Here is a 20,167-nt window from a genome sequence, read left to right as displayed (position 1 = left end):
ATGGAGAGCAGAAAATCTTAGTCTGTTTATCCTATTTCTTAATTGAATAGATTATATAGGTGCATCGGTCTAGGTCTTTTAGCTAGTATAATGATGGGCTTATTTGTGTTGCAAAAATTTAGGCAATTAGGAGAAGATAAAAACAATTATGAATAAAAAAAATATATATCAAATGGATGTTAAAGACGTTTTAGAGGAATATGAATTATCCGATTTAGAAAATGGTTTAAATAATAAACAAGTTGAAGAAAGTTTAATCATAAATGGTTTAAATAAACTAGAGTCGAAGAAGGTACCAAAATGGAAACTCCTTCTCAGACAGTTTAACAACATGATAATTTATATTTTAATGTTTTCAGCATTGTTGACATTAATAATGGGACATACATCAGATGCGGTCATTATTGCATTAGTAGTGATTGTAAATGCATTAATAGGATATTATCAAGAGGCAAGTGCTTCTGATGCCTTAGAACGAATCAGAGAAATGTTGTCTTCAGAAGCTACAGTATATAGAGAAGGGGTTAGAAAAGACATACCCTCTGAAGAAATAGTTGTTGGCGATGTTGTCTTTTTAGAAGCTGGTGATAATGTTCCAGCAGATTTGAGAATCGTTGAAGCCGATAATTTGAGGATTCAAGAATCTGCTCTGACTGGTGAACCTGATTCTGTAGAGAAGACTGAAGAATCTTTAGAATCGAAAGACATACCACTTGCTGAAAGAGTTAATTTAGCTTTTGCTTCAACTTCTGTTACTTCTGGTAGTGGCATAGGAGTTGTAACTTCAGTTGGTCAAAAGACTGAAATAGGAAAAATATCAACTGATGTTAATAATACGGAAACTAGAAAAACTCCACTAATGAAAGAGATAGATGGATTAGGTAAAGGAATTACTTATGTCATCATGGGGGTAGCAATAGCTTTGTTTGTTTTTAGTTTGATTTTAGAGACTTATTCTTTGTCAGTGCTATCTCTTGCCGTAGTTACAATGATTGTGGGGTCTATCCCTGAGGGATTACCAGCCACAACTTCCGTTGTTCTAGCAATGGGTGTGAGTGATATGGCTAAGAACAAGAACACAATAGTTAAGACCTTGCCTGCTGTAGAAACATTAGGTTCCGTAGATATTGTAGCTACAGATAAAACTGGAACTTTAACTAAAAATGAAATGACTGTGAAAGATATTATTTTTTACAAAAAATATCTTCAAGTTACAGGAGATGGATATAAACCCAAAGGAGAGATTCTTCATAATGATTCTCCAGTTGTAGTCGATAACCAACTTGAATTGTTTTTAAAAGCTGGGTTTGAAGCTAATGATACGGTGCTGGTGAAAGAAGAGGACAGTTGGACAATTAATGGAGAGCCTACGGATGGTTCTTTCTTAACGTTGTTTTATAAGCAATATTCTTATCCTGAGAAACCAGACTATGAAGAAATAGACATGTTACCTTTTGATTCGGATTATCGATACATGGCAAAGCTTGTCGAAAATAGTAACAAAGAACGGATTATTTTTATAAAAGGTTCTCCCGATAAACTTTTTCCAATGGCACAATCTTTTGATTCTTCATTTGACGAGAAATATTGGTTTCAACAAGTAACAGAACTTTCTGAGGAAGGAAAAAGAGTTGTTGCTGTTGGATTCAAAAAGGTCTCTTCTGATATTGAAGAAGTGACGCATGAATTACTTAGTCAGGGCGTAGACTTACTGGGAATTGCAGGAATTATTGACCCTCCAAGAGAAGAAGTTATTCAAGCTTTAGAAGAAATGAATCATGCAGGTGTTCACGTCAAAATGATAACGGGGGACCATCCTTTAACAGCCAAAGCAATAGGTGAAAAACTTGGTTTAGCTCCTAAGATAAACGTGGTCACTGGTGCGGAACTTGACAGTATGTCACACGAAGAGTTTAAGAATGCAGTGTTGTATAATCAAGTATTTGCAAGAACCACACCAAAAAATAAAATGGATATTGTGGAAGCTTTACAAGAAAGCGGAAAAGTAACTGCGATGACGGGTGATGGTGTCAATGATGCTCCTGCTTTAAAGAGAGCTGATATTGGTGTAGCCATGGGAATGAAAGGAACAGATGTTGCAAAAGATTCTGCGGATATGATTCTAACAGATGATAATTTTGGAACAATGTCTATAGCCATCAGAGAAGGCAGAAGAATTTACGATAATATCAAGAAGAGCATATTATTCCTTCTGCCAACATCTTTTGCTGAAGGTTTAATCATTGCTTTTACAATTTTGATGCAAAAAGAAATGCCATTACAACCAACACAATTATTATGGATTAATATGGTATCAGCAATTACGATTCAATTTGCTTTTATCTTTGAACCTGCAGAAGAAGGGATTATGAATAGGAAACCACGTAAAACAGGGAATCGCTTATTAAATGCCCATGATATTTGGCAAATGGCATATGTATCCATAATAATGGCTTTAATAAGTATAGTTTCTTATGAGTGGTTATTAACACAAGGAGTTAGTCAGGCAGTTGCTAGTACTATGATGATTAATATTGTAGTCTTGAGTAAAATATTCTACTTATTCAATATTCGTACTAATCAGCCAGTAATTTCAAAAAGTTTTTTTAGTAATCCTAAAGCATTTTTGATAATTTCTATTATGATTATTCTGCAGCTAATTTTGACTTATGTTCCATTCATGCAATCTGTTTTTTACACGGAAGGTATGTCCATGTTAGCATGGGGAATTTCGGTTGCATCAGGTATAATTATTTTGGTGATAACTGAAATAGACAAACTTATTCGGCTAAAAAAATAAATAGATAAAAAGGTATGCTGTCACTTGCATACCTTTTTGATGTTCTACAAATTTGCCCTCCTTTATTAATGATGCTATAACGGACCTTAATAGGGATACTTTTGTAATTAGTATCCCTCATGAATCCTATTCCATCAATGTTTCATTTTTGGTTTATAGGAAAATGGATACTTATAGTCTGTTTCAATAGAAAAGTATCCATAAAAGATGCATATTTGGGAGGTAATTTATGGGAAAAAAATGATTAATGTCAAACCAATAAAAAATAAGGAAACGCTAATTCAATTTGGAAAAGAATTAAAAAAGGGGAAACACGGAAAAAGAGATTATTTGATTATGGCAATTGGAATAAAGACAGGATTACGGATTTCAGATATATTGAACCTAAAGGTATGTGATGTGAAAAACAAGACACAAACAGAAATTATTGAAATAAAAACTGGCAAAAAAAGAACTGTGCATCTAAAATCCTTAACTTCAAATATTATTGACTATTTGAATACAGAACATGATGCTAAATCTGAATGGTTATTCCCAAGTCCAACAGATAGTAGTAGACATTTAGCCAGTCATCAATTTTATAAAATATTGCAAAAAATAGCAAAAAACTTGGGATTAGACTACATTGGCACACATACACTTAGAAAAACATTTTCCTACTTCTTTTTAAAGCAAAACAAGGGGGATATTGTTACTCTGATGAAGATTTTAAATCATAGTAGCCAAGCAGTTACTCTAAGGTATGCAGGAATTGAAGAGGAAGATATTAAGGCAAAGCTAGAAGATTTTGACCCGTTTAAGTAAGTAAAAGCACAATCATTTAAGATTGTGCTTTTTGCTTGCCTTGTTTTAATTGAACAGTATTATACTTTTCTTTATTCAAATAACTTTGAAAATACAAGTTATCTGAATTATCATACTCTGTTTTATCATTAGAGAGATAAATGGAATCTTTAGAGTTTTGGTGCAAGGTTAAATAATAGAAGAAGTCAACTACAGAACGAATTGTTTGTAACTTATATTGATTCTTTTCTTTCACAAAATAACCAAGGGTATTAGAATCATTCAGATATATCAAAATATCATTCCTGATAAGAGTGGTATTTTTTTTAAATTTCTAAACGAGACATCTGCTAAATTAGATTGTATTGCAGGAATAAATTCTTTATTAGGTAGTGCAAGAATATCAACAGTATCTATAGAATTTGTATAATAGCGTTCTTGTAGCTTGTCCGAAAGAGAAGATAGTCTAATTGGAAATTTAGTCAATTCGTTGATGATAAATTGACTGAAATACTTTCTACCTTCTTCAGAAGACAATTGATTGACCCGTTTATTTGCAAGTTTTTTTATAGCTTCATCATTTTTATAGTTATACTTACCTGAAGCAAATACTGAAATATAGAGCTGTTTGTTCTTGTCTAAGGAATCAATCACTTGAATTTTATTGGTATATAAGCCAATTGAAACTAAATATTGAACGACCATTGCCTGCAAATCTAACTCTTTCATATGTTTCAAGTTATACCTATCAATATAATAAAAATGTTTGTTTGATTTTCCTCTGGATATTATTTTATTCTTTTTTAATGTCTTTAGCCGTGCCTCTAAACTGATACGATTACACTGCAATAGCTTAATCAATGTATTCTCATATATTCCATTTGCATTGATTATGATGTCTATCAATTCCTCAGAATCAATGGCTCGATTGTTTACAAAAAGTGTGTCCATGTTCACTCCCTCCTATAGTTTTATCTATTTTATTTTAAAAGTATCCATTCTCGCATCTATCCATTAGAAGTCCACAAACTCATAAGTATCCCTCTCATTTTTATCCATAATTGGATAGTGGTTTTCAGGGAGAAATTTTTCTATTTTTTGATTACGCAGCTGTTTCTAAAATTTTATGGAGGTTTCCATTGCAATTTTTCCGAATTCAGCTTAAAAATGACATAGTTTTCAAAAAGTTCTCACGAAAGTTCTCATTTTGTTATCATCTGATAATTCCAAAAAACCTCTTTTTTAGGGTTGAAGAAGGGTTTATGTAGGGATATGATGTAAACAAATGTAGGGTTCATGAAGGGGAAAATACAATGGTGAAAATTAATTAATTCTCAAAACTATCCATTGAAAAGTATCCCAATATAAAAGTATCTAACTCCTACGTTACTTCTTCATTATACCATCCATTTTCTAGGGATAAAAATTTGAACGACATATCTCTATTTGTTGACAAAAAAAGACCAATCAGTAGATTGGTCAAATCAAACTATTATTTTAAATCTTCTTTCACTGATTCAATAGTTTTCTTAATATCTTTCTGTTTTACCATCCATCCTAAGAATGTTCCTAGAGCAAAAAGTATTAAGATTAGAAATAGCAATGGACATTTTACTGAAAAGAAAATAAAATTAATTGTTACAGGATTCATATTTTGAAATGCAAAAACAATAACTAAGATAGAGACAACAATAGCAATTACACGCTTAACAGTAAAAAAATCTTTAATTTTATCCATAATTACACCACCTTTCATGAAAATTTTAACTGATTTTCAATGGCTATACAATTATCAGAATTATTCAAAGTAAGTAAGTATTTACATTTTTAGGAGAGTGTTATGAAAAAGACAGCTAAAATATTTATTATAGGTATTCCTGTAGTAATTATATTAAGTATTTTAATACTAGGAATTACTTTATCCTTTACACCTAAACCACTTTTTAAGATTGCAGATATGGTACCAATCGAAGCCAATCTAACTAAGCCAGACAATTATTCTTCTGTAGACAGAAACACTAGAGTAGAAAAGAATATTATATATTCTAAAAACTATTCAAATAGCTCTTTGGATATCTATTCTCCAAAGAAATCAAATGGAAAAGTACCAATTGTTTTATTCATTCATGGTGGAGGTTTTTTTAAAGGGGAAAAAGAGATGGCCAAGTATTTTGGACCTACAATATCTGATAATCAATATGCCTTTATTAGTATAAATTATGACTTAGTCCCTAATGTTACCGTATTTGACCAAGTAAAACAGGTTAATGAAGCTATTAAATATATCAAAGAAAATGCGGATAAGTACTCCTTAGATATCAATAATTTCAATTTATCGGGTTCATCTGCAGGAGGTTTTTTAGCATTACAATTATTAACTGCTTATTGTGATAAGGACTATGCAGAGTCTCTGAAAGTTACGCCAGTTGGAACTATTAAATTCAACAGTATATTACTTTATAGTGCAGTGTATGATTTATCGGAATTTCAAAATTTTGATGGTAATAGTTTCACGAACTATCTTTTATCTAAAATGGGATGGGGGTTAACAGGGGAGAAAAATTGGAAAACTAATAAGAAATTAGGAGAATTACTGAACCTAAATGAATATGTAAGTGGAGATTTTCCACCGATTTTTATAACTGATGGCAATACGAATACCTTCACAGAACAAGCAGAAAATTATGCTAATGAATTAAGACAAAAACAGGTTCCTGTTCAAACGTTATTTTTTGACTCAAAAGAAAAAGTAAGACATGGATATCAACTTAATATGGATACATCAGCATCAAAACAAGCAGTAAAAGAATCATTAGAATTCTTAAATAAATGGAATTAGAAAAAGCTCAACCATGAAATGAGTGAGCTTTTTATCCAAATAACTATCATTATAAATCTTATTGATAAGGATTGCTGTAGTAGCTGGTATCAAACAATCTAATTGCTGTGTTGCTAATCGATTTACTATCATCTGAAGGATAATCTTCATTCACCGTTTTTATATCAAACGGATTAATGACTTTTTTAAATTTAGAGTTATCAAACGCTTTTGTTTTGATAACAAAAATATCACCCAAAGTTAATGTACCCTCAAACAAAGAGTTCTCAAATGCACCGTCCATTATGTATTGAACTGATGAAGCATCTAAATTACCAGTAAAAACAGACTTTCTAAATGCGTTTTCAAGAATTTGTTCTAGCTGACGATTAGAAAAAGTTCCAGAATACTTTGAGTTTTGAAAAGTAAATGGAGCAATAATTTTTAAGTTTTTCGAATCAAAATCACCTGTAAAACTAGCTTCAGAAAAACCTGAAATAAATGTTACTGGTAAACCCTCAATCTCATAAGGGATATCTAGTTTTGTCATACCTAACCCATTATTAAGCATTATTTCGTCTGTATCTTCTAAATATACAACACCACCATCGATACCTATTTGAGTTGCTGATTCTTTAGATACAATGTCATAAGTATCATTCAAATATGAGTATTGATATCCTAGAAGTTGTGATGAAGCGTTCTTTTCTCCTGTGAAGATAATATTATCTTTTACTGGCAAAGAGTTCTTATTTTCATGATTTGAGCTATCCTCAGCTTGTTGTAAACCATCAGTAAAGATATTTGCTAGTGTTGGTTTTAAATTGTCCTTAAAAAGTAAATAGCTTATCAAAACAAAAATTCCAAATATTACGATTGCAACGACTACAAAGAGTCCTTGACTTGTTCCATTTGTCATAAAACGACCTCCTTGATATGTTATTTTATAGTCATATAAAATTATATCAAGTAACCCTGTTTTTACAAATTTATAGCATGTCTACCATTTAAATAAATATTGTCAAATCAGTACTTATTACAATGTTTAAAGCGTAACAATAGAAAAGTAAAGGGACGATTGATTTACTCGACAATCGTTTGTTTGGATGTAATAATATAATTATACCTTGACGAAACTATTTGGAATTTCACATCGATATAAATGAATATTTCAAAATGTTTCATTTCCCCTAACATATTCCAATTGTTGGGGGATTTTTATATCTTACAGCAAATAAATGCACTACTATTTATGATAGAAAGGAGGAGATACTATGCAAAACAGAACTATTGGTTATATTCGTACTAGTAAAAATACACAAGATTTGGGATTGGAAGTGCAACGAAAAGCACTAGAAAAATTTGAACCAGATGAATTGTTTTCTGAACAAATTAGTGGAAGAAAGGAGCATCGGACAGAGCTTGATAAAGCTTTGAAATGTTTAAAAAAAGGCGATACGTTACTTATTTATAATTTAGCTAGATTAAGCAGGTCGTCACGGCAGTTAGTAAATCTTATGTCTGAACTGAATGAGAAAGAGATATATCTGAAAAGTATTCAAGAATCTATTGATACCAGAACAGCAAGTGGACGACTATTCTTCACTGTTTTGGCTGGGATAGCAGAATTTGAGGCAGAGAACATCAGCATTCGAACAAAAGAAGCATTAGCTAACTCAGATAAACAATTGGGTAGACCACCAATAAAACAAAGTAAGCGTAAGAAAATCATTGTTTTATATAAGGGTAATCACCTATCTTTAAAAGAAATTGCAGTAAAATGTGGTGTGTCCGAAAAAAATGTTTATAACATTGCTAAAAAAGAAGGTTTGTCCCGAAAATGAGACTTGATAAATTATCAATCTGAGGGTAACATTACTAGAGGGAAGCAAGATTTACCGGCAATAAATCAACGTTTTTTACCGATACTGTATAAAAAAATATAATACATAAAAAAGACGATTATATCAGCATTTCTGTAGTTGATATGGTGGTCTTATTTTATTGTGGCAAAAACGTTGATTTTTTGCATCAAGAAAGTTTAAGAAAGGATTGAATTATTTGGCATTAAAGAGTGGAAGGATTTTTCAAGAAATGATAGAGGTTCCTGACGAAAAGGAAAAAGGGTGTGGCTGTATTGGTTGGATAGTATTATCAGTGATTATCATAACAATTCTGATACATGTATTAGATTTTATTTTCCAACATCTGTTTATTTCCTTTTTGTTTGTTGCTGGAATAGTGTTTGTGATTAATTTATTTAATAAAAGATAACAGAAGAGGTGAATAAAATGAAAAAATGGATAAAGATGGGTGTAGCTTTAGTGGGAATTGCTATAATAAGCGGTGTAACAGGAGCTTATTTATATTCACAAATAAAAGAACCAGTGAAAGTAAAAGCAGTTAGTAGCAGTTCTTCGACAATTAAAGAAGAATCTCTTGAAAATGAAAGTAGTTCAATTAATAGTATATCTGCAGAACCAAATGAAAAAGTTGAAGAACTAAGTGTAATAGATGAATTTAAACAGCTGAAAAATGATGAAAGTAATTCTCAAGTATTATTAGAAAATAAGATAAAAAAAGAAGATGACAGATTCAATACGAATATTGTTGTAAATCAACAAGATATTTATGAAGCTTTTGAGATGGATGGATTAAATGTAGGCACTTTATTTTATAACTGGAATCCTAGTGCTTCAAACCCATTTTTTTATATAGGTAACTCTAAAGCCGAAGTAGTAGAGGCAACAGAAATTGGTTCAAATCTACAAATTGACAGTAGTAAATATGATAAATTTGTGACTCTGCTTTTAAATCAAGGTTCTGGTGAAACAAATTATTATTTAGTAACTCAAAAAGCTGATGAAATAATAATAAGTTTACACACTGTAAAAGACTTGGTAACAGAAGAAAATCGTGTAGAAAAAGCATTACTGGTAGTAAAACCTATCCATTCAAAGCAAGCAACGGACACAAGAGATATAAGTAAAATGTTAAGTAGTCTAGAAAATGAAGAAGCTCCATCGCTTGCGGTTTTAAACAACCAAATGAGTATAAATGGAAAAAATACTTCTCATTTGGATAACGTATATGTCTCACTAACCGATAATAATGAAACGATTTATTTATACAAACAGGTGTTTGATGGAGCTTTAGATAAATTTGAACAATATTTCTTCACTATTTCAATGTTTAATTACTTTTTCATGTAAGGAGAATAGATGAATACTAATCAATTAGCCCAAAAGAAATATGTTCAAAACAAAGTGAAGAAAGCATTTGTTCAATCGAATGTAACCATTCCTAAAGTAGTAATCAATAAAATAGCTAAGGCTCTATACAAGGAATTTATCAATTTATCTATTAAAGAGCAAGAGAGAGTATTATTCAGTGAAGAATTAGTAGCTTGTCTGTGGGAGAAACATGTGGTAACAAAAGAAAAAGAATTATTAAAAGAGATATGAGTAAAATCATGTCTCTTTTTTTCATCAAAAAATATCTTAAAATTATCATCAAAAACCACTTAAAAAATGACCCCTTTAAAACCCTTATTTATCACGGGTTTTATGATTGTTGACAAAATTAGCAGATTGCTGTTATATCAACGTTTTAAATAATTATTTTTGAAAATATACCTTAAATTGAACGTGAATTATTTTTTATGGGGAATTATCCATTACCTGTTCAATTTAAGGTGTTTTTTACATATGATTTTTTCTGAAATATAAGTTGAACGTTGATATATCAATGTTTTTAATAGTTTTGACAAATCTAAAAAAGGAATAAGAAAATAAGAGTATCCTTTTAATAAAAATACACCAATTTTTTTATTGTCCGAATATGATATTCATTCTTGACTTCAGTTGATAAATGATGATATAGTCCGGCAGCAATGATTAATAAAATAATTAAATGGAGGATAATGAAATGAGTTCAAAAAAATTAACAGAAGAGGAATTGACGGAGAAACAAGAAAAAATCAAAGCATGGTTACATATTTTAGACAAAATCTATGGAGTGAAGATGACGGTTTTTTCTAAAGCAATCAATATTCATAACCAAAACTTGCATAATTTTAGAAAAGGAAAAAGGGGATTAACAGAAGAAAAAACGGTGCTTTTAGAGAAAGTAATTGTTAGAAAATATGGAAGGTTATTGATGTTGGAGGATAGTGACTATGAAATTCTATCTAAGTAACATTTCAAATAAAGAAAAACCAGACCAATATATGGTGAAAAAGATTTCTAATACGATTTTAAATAATCTAAGAGAAATGAGCATGCAAGAATTTGCAGAAGAATTAGCAGTAAATGGAAAAACAGTGGTTTTAGCTGAATTATCAGAGAATAAGTTATCAAAAATGACGAAAATTATTGGTCAAGAACTAGTGATGTTGGATTTTGATAATAAGGATGAGAATAATTTATATACGATTGAAGATTTAGAAGCTGATACGTTTATGCAGGAGAATGCTAGTTTTATATATAAAACATTCAGTGATTTGTTCTCTGAAGTTGATAAATTTAGAGTGGTATTCCATCTAGATAAATTAGTGACTGAGAACCAAGATATAGAACAGATATATCAGGCTTTATTTAAAAAATATCCCCAAGCAGATAGTAGTGTTGGACAAACAAGTAGATTATTTTTCGGAAGTAATAGCGGTTATGAGGTTATTGATTGGGACAACAGGCTAGCTGTTAGTGGACTATTAGAAATTAATAATACAGAATCTACTGAGATTGCGGAAATTATCAGCGGTGAAATAATTGATGAATCTATGCCAAATTATGAATTGTTGAAATTAGGTAGATTGGATATTGTTAAAAATAAACTAGGAGATAATTATAAACAAGAATTTCCTGATGATTATAATGCAATGAACTATTTCAAAGCATTAGACATGAGAGAGTTTCTTGAATTACCTGAAGACAATCCATTTTTTGATATTTTCCATAAAGAAGATAATCCTAGTGCAAGTGTGTTTTATGCTGAAGAACATGGGATATATCTATATAAATGTTTTTCTGCTAGCAATAAGTATTGTGGGAATATTATCTCTTTACTGGAGCGTTATTTAAAAATATCTTCAATCGAAGTAGTTAATTTATTAGTAGAACTTACTGGCTCGACTGTAACAAATACTTCACAACTAGGTCAAAGTAAATTTAATGCTCAAAAATTTAAGCGAGAACTGCAATCAGGAGAATTAAAACAAACGTATCCTGAACTCTATCAATATTTTAGTAAATATCAAGTTGAAATTCCTGTTGTTTTAGACTTTATGTATGATTATGTTTATATGGATGATAATGGTGAACTAAGATATTTAAATTATTACAGCATTAAAAATCTGGCAAAGCAATTAGCTAGAGTAACGGACCAAAAGAAAGTAAGCTTAGATAGGACAAGAAAAATTCTTTATCATATGATTGTTACTGAGATTGTTAAAAAGAAACCAGAAGCAGAAATTCCTAAGGATATATTTAATGGTTTGATACTGGAACAAAAGAAAGATTGCACTAAGCTAAGAACGAGTAACATCTACGAACCAACAAACTTGACGGATGAAAACACAGCAGTTAGTGAAGGAATCGCTAAGGTTTTAAGAGAAAATAAAGTAACAGTCGGTAGTTTAAGTTATGAATTGGTATATAGACTTTTTGGAGAAGAAAAGGCTTATCAGGATTTTCCACAATCTTATAAACCACTTGTTGAACAGAAAAAAATAAAGATGAGTAAAACAGACAGTAATTTAAGCCAAGCAAGTGAGAAATTGGAAAAAGCTTCAGTTAGAATTATCATGAACGAGATAGAAGAAAAAGGATATGTATACGAAAAGGATGTTATTTCTAAGTTAGCTAAAGCAAGAAGATTAAAGGTTCGTGACACTGCAGAAAGATTTAAGAAACTAAGAGCGGATATATACAATAAATATGGTTTAAATACGTGTAGACTAACTAAAGAATTGTATAATCAGTTAGGGATTAAGGAGAAGTATTCATCTAAGAATGTTATATATAAAGTGAATTAGCATATTAGACAGGTAGTGTTTCTATCTGTCTTTTTCTATTAGAAATCATTGATAATAAAGGATTATTTCTATATATTAAGAATATTATCTCTTTTTATATCAATTCAAAATTGCGTATTGAACAGGAAAAATACTTATAGTTTTCCCTAGAAAATACTGGCATAATTGATAGAAATCATTATACACATCTATATAGGATATTCCCTCTAGATGTGTATAATGAGGAGGCTTATAAAAGCCAATAAAATCAATAGAAAACTACGTGTTTTTTCTAAAACCAATACGCACTTTTTATATTCCCTCTAGATGTGTATATTGGGAAGGTCAAAAAAAGTCAATAAAACTAGGGGGAAACTATTTGTTTTCACACATATCATTACGCAAAAAGCTATTTACATTTGATAATTGTGTGATTAAAATAGCTACAAAATGTTGATATATCAGTATTTGTATTTTTGAGTGTAAGCAAGATAACATCTTGCTTACTAATTGACACCTATATGTTTAGTAATATAGCTAAAATTTGTTGCCTAGGATTTTAAAGATAACGAGATAATGATAATTAAGTATTGTTTTTTTTTCGATTGAATCGTATGGAAATGTCTCTATAACAATAATGATATTTTTTTATATATGAAATTTCCAAGTTTTTAAATAACGTGTTTTTAATTCTAGACGGTCTTTTTTTAATCCTTAGAACTCTTAAAAATATTTTCGGTAAATTATACATAAAAATTTAAAATCGCTTAAAACACATTTTAAGCAGCATAAAATCGATTCTGTGATTTAGTAAAATGTTTTCGAAAATGTGAAGGTTAGGAAATGGAATGGACAGTTTGAATCCGGAAAATATGTCTACAATATCAATTTAAAAGATGATGCAGGGAACCAGTGGGAGTTTGATAAAGAATTTGAGATTAAATCAGAAGAAGCAGAAAAATTAAATAAAACTTCTGTAGATGAAAAGAAAACCTCTATTAAAGATTATCTTCTATATATAATTGTTTTATTCATAGTTATTTTGGGTGCATTAATATGGATAATTCGAAAGAAAAATAAGCATGAATAATTGCTAGAGGATTCTACAAAAGACCGAAATGATTTTACATTTGATTACGCAAGTGGCGAAAGTAATCAGCTGACAATTCCAGATAATGCAAAAGGTGGTTCTTATGCTACAGTTTTGACTTGAAATTAAAGTCAACGCCTTAATAAAAGTTACTAAAGAGAAAGTCCTTACTAAAAAGGGCTTTCTTTGTAATTTTGAAGGGAGAGGGAATCGACAAGTGTATCACTATATATGTTATTTATTGTTATTGCCTTGTTTAGAATAAGAGTTTTGCTTATTTCTAAACGGAACGAACAAGAATTACTCGAATCAGGTGGTAAAGAGTATGGAGAAATTGTTTCAGAGCTATTAGCAATATTGCATACCTTATTTTACTTTTGTGCCCTATTTGAAGGCATTTATAAAAAAGTTCAATTTGATAGTATTGGACTTATAGGTACATTAATAATAGGGTTGTCGTTTTTTATATTAATTAGAGTGATACAAATTCTAGGTAAATATTGGACAGTAAAACTTATTTTTGCAGATAAACATACATTAAATACAAATTGGTTATTTAAACATGTCAAACATCCTAATTATTTTTTTAACATTATTCCAGAATTAATAGGTGTTACGCTCGTTTTTCATGCTTGGTATACTCTATTAATCCTTTTGATGTCATATGGAATTTGTCTTTATTTAAGAATAAGAGAAGAGAACCAACTATTAGCTAATCTGAAATAATAAAGACTGGAGGGAAATGTTTTATGAATTTATACAAAACATTATGTGAGGAAGAGGGCAAAGAGATGAGCCTAGAAAGTCTCGCAATTAAAGCAAAGAAAATAAATAAAACCGATGCTAAGATAGTTGCGAAATGTATGATAGAAGTAATGGCTAAATTAAAATATGATAATCGGATAGCAACCAAATATAAAATTAGTGGTTCGGGGATAAAAAAAATTATTTACATTAAGGATGGAAATAATTAATTATTTTTCTTCATATCAAACTGTTTTATCTAAAATTTGTGCACCTATTGCCCGACAGGTTATTAAATACTAAAGGAGGTAGTTCTAATGTTTCTCATCAACCTTATTTGGTTTGTTTTTGTTGGTGTTTCTTTGTATGGAGTTATTAGAATAGCAGTAAAACATGCTATAAATGATTCTAAAGAAGATAGTTTGTGAAGTATGAATTACATTAGACTTGTTAGTTATAACAAAAGTTAAAAAATATTTTTTAAGAACAAAATATAGAGAATTGATTAGATATGATTTCTATCAATTAAAAATTTATTGGAGGAAAAAATGATTAAAGAATTTAAAGAATTTTTGATGCGTGGAAGTGTTTTAGATATAGCTATTGGTGTGGTAATGGGTAGTGCATTTACAGCTATTGTGAACAAAGTAGTGGAAGGACTAATTACACCATTAATTAGTTTGGTTTTTGTAACATTTATGGATACAAAAAGTGCTGATGATGCTTTTGGAGGGCTTGTCGTTCCAATCAATGGGGTAAAATTTGATTTTGGAGCTGTGATTAGTGCTATAGTAACATTTATTATTACAGCTTTAGTGTTGTTTATGATTGTTAAGCTTGTAAACAGACTAAAAGAAGTTTCAACAAGCCAAAAAGTAGAAGAGGAAGAAGAAGCAAAAGAGTCAGTAGAAGATTATTTAGAACAAATTAGAGACTTGTTATCTAAATAATTCTTTTTAATATTAATTAATTTGCAAAATAAAGTATAATTTTTGATAAAATAAAGGGCAAAATTAGCTTTAAAAATAGAAATAACACATAGAGAGTAAGTTTACTTAATGAGCTTGCTCTCTATGTGTATAAATAATTAGTTATTTATCATATTTTGACTAATTGGATGCATGAGGTATCTTTACTGCAACGTAAAAGATAAAAAACTAAGTCTAATAGGTTCATCAGGTTATATCTAAAGTTAGCTATGAAATACATTTGTACTCTAAAGTAATTTATGAGATTTTTTTTATGAGGAGGTGAAATAATGGATAATGAAGTAATCATATATTTAATTAGTGGATTTGTAGGTGGCTTAAGTACACAATTTGTATCCAAAAACAATTTACGAGATAGCTTAGATACTAAGTCTGGTTGGAGAAAAGAATTATTTAATATTGCATCTAAAGATAAAATTATATTAGATGATGTTTATAGATTGAAAGCGGCAATTAAACTATCAAAACATACCAATAAAAGAATGAAAGTTTATTCTTTTAAATTTATGACTAACGTTATCTATAATTTATGTGATGAATATATTGAAGAATATGAGAATGATTGTAAAAAGAGTCCTCTTATTGATAACTACAACCATAGAGAGATAATAAGAATTTGTGCCAGATACCTATTGAAGTATCACTGGGATTATCTTTCTTCATTCACAATCTTTAAAGGTGTTTTAAAAGATAGTAGGTTAAGGAAATTTGATAAGTATGCTGAAGAATCTTGTAAGCAAATACAAGAAAATTATGAGAAAATAAATTGCACCTGAATATTTTGTTTTGATTTTAGTGGGTATCTTGCTATATTATACTTGAGCTGATAAAAATTTTTTATTTATTTTAAGTATTATCATTAAACTTTATATATAGACAGGGGAGGTAAAAATGAATTTTTATGGGATAAATTTTCTGGAAAATCAGTCCAATATCAATGATTATTTAAAGTATTTCCTGATTTTTGGTTCTTTAGTTCTTTTAATATTAGTTTTTTCACTTTATTTAAGACATAGAATTAATACTAAATACAGGGATTTGAGTATTATTTTTTCCCTAACCTTATTATTTGCATTAGGTGTTCAATATTCTGATTATCAGACGAATCAAACCAAGCATTCCCAATCTTCACAAATGGTAAATTTTGTAAAGGGTCTTGCTAAGCAGGAGAATATAGATACAAATGAAATATATGCTAATGCAACTCAATTTTCTGATGGGATTATAGTGAAATTTAATGAGAAATTTTATAAGGTAAGTTTGAGTAGTGACCAAAATTCTTATACTCTAACTGAAACATATCTAATAAATGACAATATTATCTATACGAAATAAGGAGGATAAGATATGCAGATGTATACGCCCATTATAATTAAATTTACTTTAGGTATTCTTTGTTTGATTCTTCAAATTAATTTGTTGGGAAAAGGTAATTTAGCTCCATCATCAGCAATGGACCAAGTCCAAAACTATGTTTTAGGTGGCATAATTGGTGGGGTTATTTATAATGATTCAATAAGTGTATTGCAGTTTGTGTTAGTTTTGATTATTTGGACGTTGCTGGTTTTAGTAGTTAAATTCGCTAAAGAACATAATCGTTACATCAAAGTAATTGTAGATGGTCGTCCGATTACTTTGATTCAGAATGGGAAAGTGAATGTTAATGTTTGTTTGAGGAATGGAATTTCTGCTAACGAATTAATGTTTAAACTCAGAGCAAATGGTATTTATGAAGTAGAAAATATTAAAAGAGCTGTTTTGGAACAAAATGGTCAATTAACTTTAATAGAATTTGGCGATGAAAATATTAGATATCCAATTATTGTTGATGGTCAAGCTAATTTAGATGTCTTAGAATTAATAAAAAAAGATGATGAATGGCTTCAAGAAGAAGTATCTAAACAAGGATTCAGTCGAATTAATGATGTATATCTTGGTGAATATTTATCAGGAAAATTAAATTTATTTGGCTATGAGAAATAAAAGGAATAAAAAAATTTTATCCTAAATTGGATTTTAAAAAAGTAAATAATTAATCTATCTAAGGCTATTAAATTCTTAATTGAATCCTAGTATGAAAATGTAGAAATTGATTTGTCTGTTATGTACTCAATATTCACTAATCAGAATGAATTGATTTCTCTTAAAAAGCAATATGATAAATCTTATTCAAAAGACAAATTAAAAGTATTGCTTAAAAAGATGGTCGATAATAAAGCGATAGTTATTACAGAGGATAATATTGAATCACTAGGAATTACAACTATGATGCAGGTAACCTTTCAAGTCAAAGCACTCATATTTTAGCTAGAAACAATTTAATTGATTTTAATATATAAAATGTTAATAAATTCAAGGAAGGTGGTGTTATTGTCGAGGCAGTACTTAATCATCCTAATGACTTTCTTGAAAATTATTCTGAGATTGATTTGTCGGAAGAAGAAACGTTTTCTCTAATTAAGAATTGGAAATTTGAATCAATTAAAGAGTTACTAGGTACTATTGTTAATGAAGATTCAGATGAATCTTTCAAAAATACTAGATTGGTGGAAATTCTATTAGAAAGGGGAATTTCTTCTGATGATACATTGTTTGTAAGATTGCTTAAGAATATGGATGTTGAATACTCAAAAGAATATTTTATCTTTAACTTACAAGAGATGACATTAAGTAAATCAACAATTGAATAAACATTAAGCTCGTTTTCAGTGAATAATATTACTGATTTTTTAGTAGAAGACTATGATTGTATTTTTGAAAGTTTATCAACTACACAACTATTCATTGATTTGCTTAATAACCTTTTCAAAAATAAAAGTTGAATATAATTTCTGTAAAAGCTGTAACATATTGGTTGGGAACACAAAACAAACCAATCTCTGAATTGTATATTGATGAAAATGGAAAAAATAAAGTAGTTGAAATAGAGAATACTCCTCAAAATATTGAGTTATTAAATAATTTACAGGACATTAACATAGTATCTACTTTTAAAGTAAAAGAAGATTCCAATATAAAGGTGAACATGCGAAGAAAAGTGCCTAAAGAGCTAAAAATAGAATTGTTATGACACAGGCTATATATTGAATAATTGAACCCCAAAATATTGTATTAGTAGGTGTTAAACTATGATAAATACTTCTGATAAACATTTAATGGATTTTATTTTTCAAATGAATTCATGTTTAACATTTGAGGAATTGAACGAATGGGAGGCTAAATTATCGTACTGTTCAGATGAAATGATTGAATATGCGTTTTCTAATAAAACGGTTGACATTGTTCAATTAAGTGATGAATATGAACAGAATTATGTAAAAGAAGGTTTTATTACAGTCAATGAATTCTTATCTAAACATTATTCAAGAACTATCTCTTTGCTATTACGCATGCCAAAACTTAAAAATGAACTTATGGATAATAAAAATAATAGTAATAATAAAAGATTTCACATTTATCAGGAAAATGGACATGTAGCAACTTATGCCCAACAAATCTTATACTCTTTATCCAATAGATATGAAAATTAGAGAGGTTCATTATGAGGAATTTTGATTTCTGTTCTCTAATTATAGCTAAATTTTTATTTTTTGAAGATATGTATTAGCTGTTATTTAATCTCTGTTTGTTCATTTCTTAAATAAAAATCAACTTTATCCTATGCCTATTTGTATTTTGAGTGAATACCCCATTGAATACCCCTAAGTTAGGTGAAAAATTAAAACTAAATTCCTTTTGGTAAGCTATCCTACCGTCAAAAGAAACGCGACTTCCGTAAATTATGGATTGCTCGTATCAATGCAGCAGCTCGTATGAATGGCTTAAGCTACTCAAAATTAATGCACGGTTTGAAATTGGCAGAAATTGATATCAACCGCAAAATGTTAGCAGACTTAGCTGTAAACGATGCATCAGCTTTCACAGCGTTAGCTGACCAAGCAAAAGACGCTTTAGCTAAATAAAACTATTTTGAAGTTCCCATTTCTTAATTGAAAGGGAACTTTTTTATTATTTTTTACAAAATGAAGGTCCTTAATGCTATAATAATATCGAATTATTAAAAAAATAATAAATAGAAAGCTGGTTTAAAAGTGAAAAAGAAACTATTTGTGTTAGCGCTTGTTTTTTTTGGAGGAGTCTGTTCATTTGGGGTGAATACAGAAGCGGCTTCTATCAATGATCTACGTTTTGGTTCTCACGTACAGGATTATGGAGATACTGGTTTTGGTAAGGATAAACGATTTAGGACGATAGCAGAAATGGGTCCTTCTGGTACAGGTAGTGGTTCCGTGCGACAATCGAAACGAATGGAAGCGATGTTCATAAAAGGAAGCACAGATATTTCGATCAATACACATGTAGAAAATATCGGTTGGTTATCTGAAAAACTAACAGCTAAGGAAAAAAGTGCCGGTGTCTCTAAACGAAATATCAAAGGGCGAAACACAACGATTTATTATCAAGCAGGTCGAGGGGGAACTGCTGGAGGTGCATTGAGAGTAGAAGCGGTAGAATTCACTTTAACAGGTAGCTTAGCCCAGCAATACGATATGTATTATTGTGTTCATGCACAAGATTATGGCTGGTTAGGCTGGTCTAAAGCAAAATCAAAAACCGAAGATAGTAAATCGACTGCTCATAAAGCTGGAACAGCGGGTTTGTCTAAGCGTTTAGAAGCTTATAAAGTAGTACTGGTTCCAAAAGGATCACCTGCACCTAGAAATGTTAGCGGTCAAAAAAATTACCAATATGTAGCCAAAGATTCTTTAGGAAGAGTGTATGCATATAAAGATGGAAAACGAGTTTCTGCAAAATAATTGGTCTATTTATCTAAAATCCATTTTGAAGGATAAGATTGTTTTCGTTATCGATTTTACTATGCTCTCATTATTTGATATGATAAAAAGGTATAGTTTTTATTATTAAAAAG

22 protein-coding genes and 1 pseudogene are annotated in these 20,167 nt (G+C 29.8%); 20 read left to right on the top strand and 3 right to left on the bottom strand.

Going from position 1 to position 20,167, the window contains the following annotated elements; all coding sequences use genetic code 11:
- Window positions 1-148 precede the first annotated feature (148 nt).
- Together CC204_RS08585 and CC204_RS08580 are read left to right on the top strand one after the other, a co-directional pair.
- A complete protein-coding gene (locus CC204_RS08585; RefSeq protein WP_088269809.1) occupies window positions 149-2,800 on the top strand; it encodes an HAD-IC family P-type ATPase in 2,652 nt (883 codons plus the stop codon).
- A gap of 240 nt (window positions 2,801-3,040) precedes the next feature.
- On the top strand, window positions 3,041-3,604 hold the full coding sequence (locus CC204_RS08580) for a tyrosine-type recombinase/integrase (RefSeq protein ID WP_188634506.1): 564 nt from the start codon (window positions 3,041-3,043) through the stop codon (window positions 3,602-3,604).
- A gap of 270 nt (window positions 3,605-3,874) precedes the next feature.
- On the opposite strand, the gene CC204_RS08575 is transcribed toward CC204_RS08580, so the two are convergent.
- Together CC204_RS08575 and CC204_RS08570 are read right to left on the bottom strand one after the other, a co-directional pair.
- A complete protein-coding gene (locus CC204_RS08575; protein WP_227011247.1) occupies window positions 3,875-4,534 on the bottom strand; it encodes a hypothetical protein in 660 nt (219 codons plus the stop codon).
- 541 nt (window positions 4,535-5,075) lie between these two features.
- A complete protein-coding gene (locus CC204_RS08570) occupies window positions 5,076-5,321 on the bottom strand; it encodes a lipopolysaccharide assembly protein LapA domain-containing protein (RefSeq protein WP_157894262.1) in 246 nt (81 codons plus the stop codon).
- 102 nt (window positions 5,322-5,423) lie between these two features.
- On the opposite strand from CC204_RS08570, the gene CC204_RS08565 reads away from it, so the two are divergent.
- Entirely contained in the window at window positions 5,424-6,422 is a 999-nt protein-coding gene (locus tag CC204_RS08565; protein ID WP_088269806.1) for an alpha/beta hydrolase, read from the top strand.
- A 58-nt stretch (window positions 6,423-6,480) separates the two neighbouring features.
- Here CC204_RS08565 and CC204_RS08560 read toward each other — a convergent pair whose 3' ends face one another.
- The gene (locus CC204_RS08560; RefSeq protein WP_088269805.1) at window positions 6,481-7,320 is read right to left on the bottom strand and encodes a hypothetical protein; all 840 of its coding nucleotides are present in this window, start codon (window positions 7,318-7,320) and stop codon (window positions 6,481-6,483) included.
- 355 nt (window positions 7,321-7,675) lie between these two features.
- On the opposite strand from CC204_RS08560, the gene CC204_RS08555 reads away from it, so the two are divergent.
- The 17 genes and pseudogenes from CC204_RS08555 (at window position 7,676) to CC204_RS08470 (ending at window position 20,054) form a co-directional block, all read left to right on the top strand.
- Window positions 7,676-8,245 carry a recombinase family protein gene (locus CC204_RS08555; RefSeq protein WP_088269804.1) on the top strand — a complete coding sequence of 190 codons (570 nt, stop codon included), beginning with the start codon at window positions 7,676-7,678 and terminating at the stop codon, window positions 8,243-8,245.
- Between the two features lie 217 nt (window positions 8,246-8,462).
- Entirely contained in the window at window positions 8,463-8,675 is a 213-nt protein-coding gene (locus tag CC204_RS08550; RefSeq protein WP_088269803.1) for a preprotein translocase, SecE subunit domain protein, read from the top strand.
- A gap of 17 nt (window positions 8,676-8,692) precedes the next feature.
- Entirely contained in the window at window positions 8,693-9,613 is a 921-nt protein-coding gene (locus CC204_RS08545) for a hypothetical protein (RefSeq protein WP_088269802.1), read from the top strand.
- A gap of 9 nt (window positions 9,614-9,622) precedes the next feature.
- Window positions 9,623-9,865 carry a hypothetical protein gene (locus CC204_RS08540; RefSeq protein WP_088269801.1) on the top strand — a complete coding sequence of 81 codons (243 nt, stop codon included), beginning with the start codon at window positions 9,623-9,625 and terminating at the stop codon, window positions 9,863-9,865.
- A gap of 463 nt (window positions 9,866-10,328) precedes the next feature.
- Window positions 10,329-10,598, top strand: coding sequence for a hypothetical protein (locus CC204_RS08535; RefSeq protein ID WP_088269800.1), 270 nt, complete (start codon window positions 10,329-10,331; stop codon window positions 10,596-10,598).
- Complete coding sequence (locus CC204_RS08530) at window positions 10,579-12,435, top strand: hypothetical protein (RefSeq protein ID WP_088269799.1); 1,857 nt, start codon at window positions 10,579-10,581, stop codon at window positions 12,433-12,435. The genes CC204_RS08535 and CC204_RS08530 overlap by 20 nt, the downstream gene beginning before the upstream one ends.
- An 808-nt stretch (window positions 12,436-13,243) precedes the next feature.
- Complete coding sequence (locus tag CC204_RS21810; protein WP_088269798.1) at window positions 13,244-13,504, top strand: WxL protein host-binding domain-containing protein; 261 nt, start codon at window positions 13,244-13,246, stop codon at window positions 13,502-13,504.
- Window positions 13,505-13,735: 231 nt separating this feature from the next.
- Window positions 13,736-14,230, top strand: a complete 495-nt coding sequence (locus CC204_RS08520) for an isoprenylcysteine carboxylmethyltransferase family protein (RefSeq protein WP_088269797.1) — start codon at window positions 13,736-13,738, stop codon at window positions 14,228-14,230.
- Between the two features lie 23 nt (window positions 14,231-14,253).
- On the top strand, window positions 14,254-14,478 hold the full coding sequence (locus tag CC204_RS08515) for a hypothetical protein (RefSeq protein ID WP_088269796.1): 225 nt from the start codon (window positions 14,254-14,256) through the stop codon (window positions 14,476-14,478).
- A 318-nt stretch (window positions 14,479-14,796) separates the two neighbouring features.
- Entirely contained in the window at window positions 14,797-15,198 is a 402-nt protein-coding gene (mscL, locus tag CC204_RS08510) for a large conductance mechanosensitive channel protein MscL (protein WP_088269795.1), read from the top strand.
- A 308-nt stretch (window positions 15,199-15,506) separates the two neighbouring features.
- On the top strand, window positions 15,507-16,013 hold the full coding sequence (locus CC204_RS08505; RefSeq protein WP_088269794.1) for a hypothetical protein: 507 nt from the start codon (window positions 15,507-15,509) through the stop codon (window positions 16,011-16,013).
- A gap of 115 nt (window positions 16,014-16,128) precedes the next feature.
- On the top strand, window positions 16,129-16,572 hold the full coding sequence (locus CC204_RS08500) for a DUF3290 domain-containing protein (RefSeq protein WP_088269793.1): 444 nt from the start codon (window positions 16,129-16,131) through the stop codon (window positions 16,570-16,572).
- Between the two features lie 12 nt (window positions 16,573-16,584).
- Entirely contained in the window at window positions 16,585-17,220 is a 636-nt protein-coding gene (locus CC204_RS08495; RefSeq protein ID WP_088269792.1) for a DUF421 domain-containing protein, read from the top strand.
- 446 nt (window positions 17,221-17,666) lie between these two features.
- Window positions 17,667-17,927, top strand: a complete 261-nt coding sequence (locus CC204_RS21495; RefSeq protein WP_227011246.1) for a hypothetical protein — start codon at window positions 17,667-17,669, stop codon at window positions 17,925-17,927.
- A 438-nt stretch (window positions 17,928-18,365) separates the two neighbouring features.
- The gene (locus tag CC204_RS08480; RefSeq protein ID WP_088269790.1) at window positions 18,366-18,767 is read left to right on the top strand and encodes a hypothetical protein; all 402 of its coding nucleotides are present in this window, start codon (window positions 18,366-18,368) and stop codon (window positions 18,765-18,767) included.
- Between the two features lie 222 nt (window positions 18,768-18,989).
- Window positions 18,990-19,199, top strand: a pseudogene (gene rplT / locus CC204_RS08475) (50S ribosomal protein L20); the annotation flags it as partial.
- Window positions 19,200-19,328: 129 nt separating this feature from the next.
- Window positions 19,329-20,054, top strand: coding sequence for a hypothetical protein (locus tag CC204_RS08470; RefSeq protein WP_088269789.1), 726 nt, complete (start codon window positions 19,329-19,331; stop codon window positions 20,052-20,054).
- Window positions 20,055-20,167 lie beyond the last annotated feature (113 nt).

This window comes from Enterococcus wangshanyuanii (genome assembly GCF_002197645.1).
Lineage (GTDB): Bacteria > Bacillota > Bacilli > Lactobacillales > Enterococcaceae > Enterococcus_L > Enterococcus_L wangshanyuanii.
This window is presented reverse-complemented; position numbering and strand designations above follow the sequence as displayed.

Excerpts from the sequence above, each read along its gene's own strand:
- CC204_RS08565 (WP_088269806.1), top strand. The coding sequence starts at position 5,424 with ATGAAAAAGACAGCTAAAATATTTATTATAGGTATTCCTGTAGTAATT.
- CC204_RS08570 (WP_157894262.1), bottom strand. The coding sequence starts at position 5,321 with ATGGATAAAATTAAAGATTTTTTTACTGTTAAGCGTGTAATTGCTATT.
- CC204_RS08515 (WP_088269796.1), top strand. The coding sequence starts at position 14,254 with ATGAATTTATACAAAACATTATGTGAGGAAGAGGGCAAAGAGATGAGC.
- CC204_RS08585 (WP_088269809.1), top strand. The coding sequence starts at position 149 with ATGAATAAAAAAAATATATATCAAATGGATGTTAAAGACGTTTTAGAG.
- CC204_RS08520 (WP_088269797.1), top strand. The coding sequence starts at position 13,736 with ATGTTATTTATTGTTATTGCCTTGTTTAGAATAAGAGTTTTGCTTATT.
- CC204_RS08580 (WP_188634506.1), top strand. The coding sequence starts at position 3,041 with ATGATTAATGTCAAACCAATAAAAAATAAGGAAACGCTAATTCAATTT.
- CC204_RS08500 (WP_088269793.1), top strand. The coding sequence starts at position 16,129 with ATGAATTTTTATGGGATAAATTTTCTGGAAAATCAGTCCAATATCAAT.
- mscL (WP_088269795.1), top strand. The coding sequence starts at position 14,797 with ATGATTAAAGAATTTAAAGAATTTTTGATGCGTGGAAGTGTTTTAGAT.
- CC204_RS08495 (WP_088269792.1), top strand. The coding sequence starts at position 16,585 with ATGCAGATGTATACGCCCATTATAATTAAATTTACTTTAGGTATTCTT.
- CC204_RS08555 (WP_088269804.1), top strand. The coding sequence starts at position 7,676 with ATGCAAAACAGAACTATTGGTTATATTCGTACTAGTAAAAATACACAA.
- CC204_RS08540 (WP_088269801.1), top strand. The coding sequence starts at position 9,623 with ATGAATACTAATCAATTAGCCCAAAAGAAATATGTTCAAAACAAAGTG.
- CC204_RS08535 (WP_088269800.1), top strand. The coding sequence starts at position 10,329 with ATGAGTTCAAAAAAATTAACAGAAGAGGAATTGACGGAGAAACAAGAA.
- CC204_RS08530 (WP_088269799.1), top strand. The coding sequence starts at position 10,579 with ATGAAATTCTATCTAAGTAACATTTCAAATAAAGAAAAACCAGACCAA.
- CC204_RS08545 (WP_088269802.1), top strand. The coding sequence starts at position 8,693 with ATGAAAAAATGGATAAAGATGGGTGTAGCTTTAGTGGGAATTGCTATA.
- CC204_RS08480 (WP_088269790.1), top strand. The coding sequence starts at position 18,366 with ATGATAAATACTTCTGATAAACATTTAATGGATTTTATTTTTCAAATG.
- CC204_RS08575 (WP_227011247.1), bottom strand. The coding sequence starts at position 4,534 with ATGGACACACTTTTTGTAAACAATCGAGCCATTGATTCTGAGGAATTG.
- CC204_RS08560 (WP_088269805.1), bottom strand. The coding sequence starts at position 7,320 with ATGACAAATGGAACAAGTCAAGGACTCTTTGTAGTCGTTGCAATCGTA.
- CC204_RS08505 (WP_088269794.1), top strand. The coding sequence starts at position 15,507 with ATGGATAATGAAGTAATCATATATTTAATTAGTGGATTTGTAGGTGGC.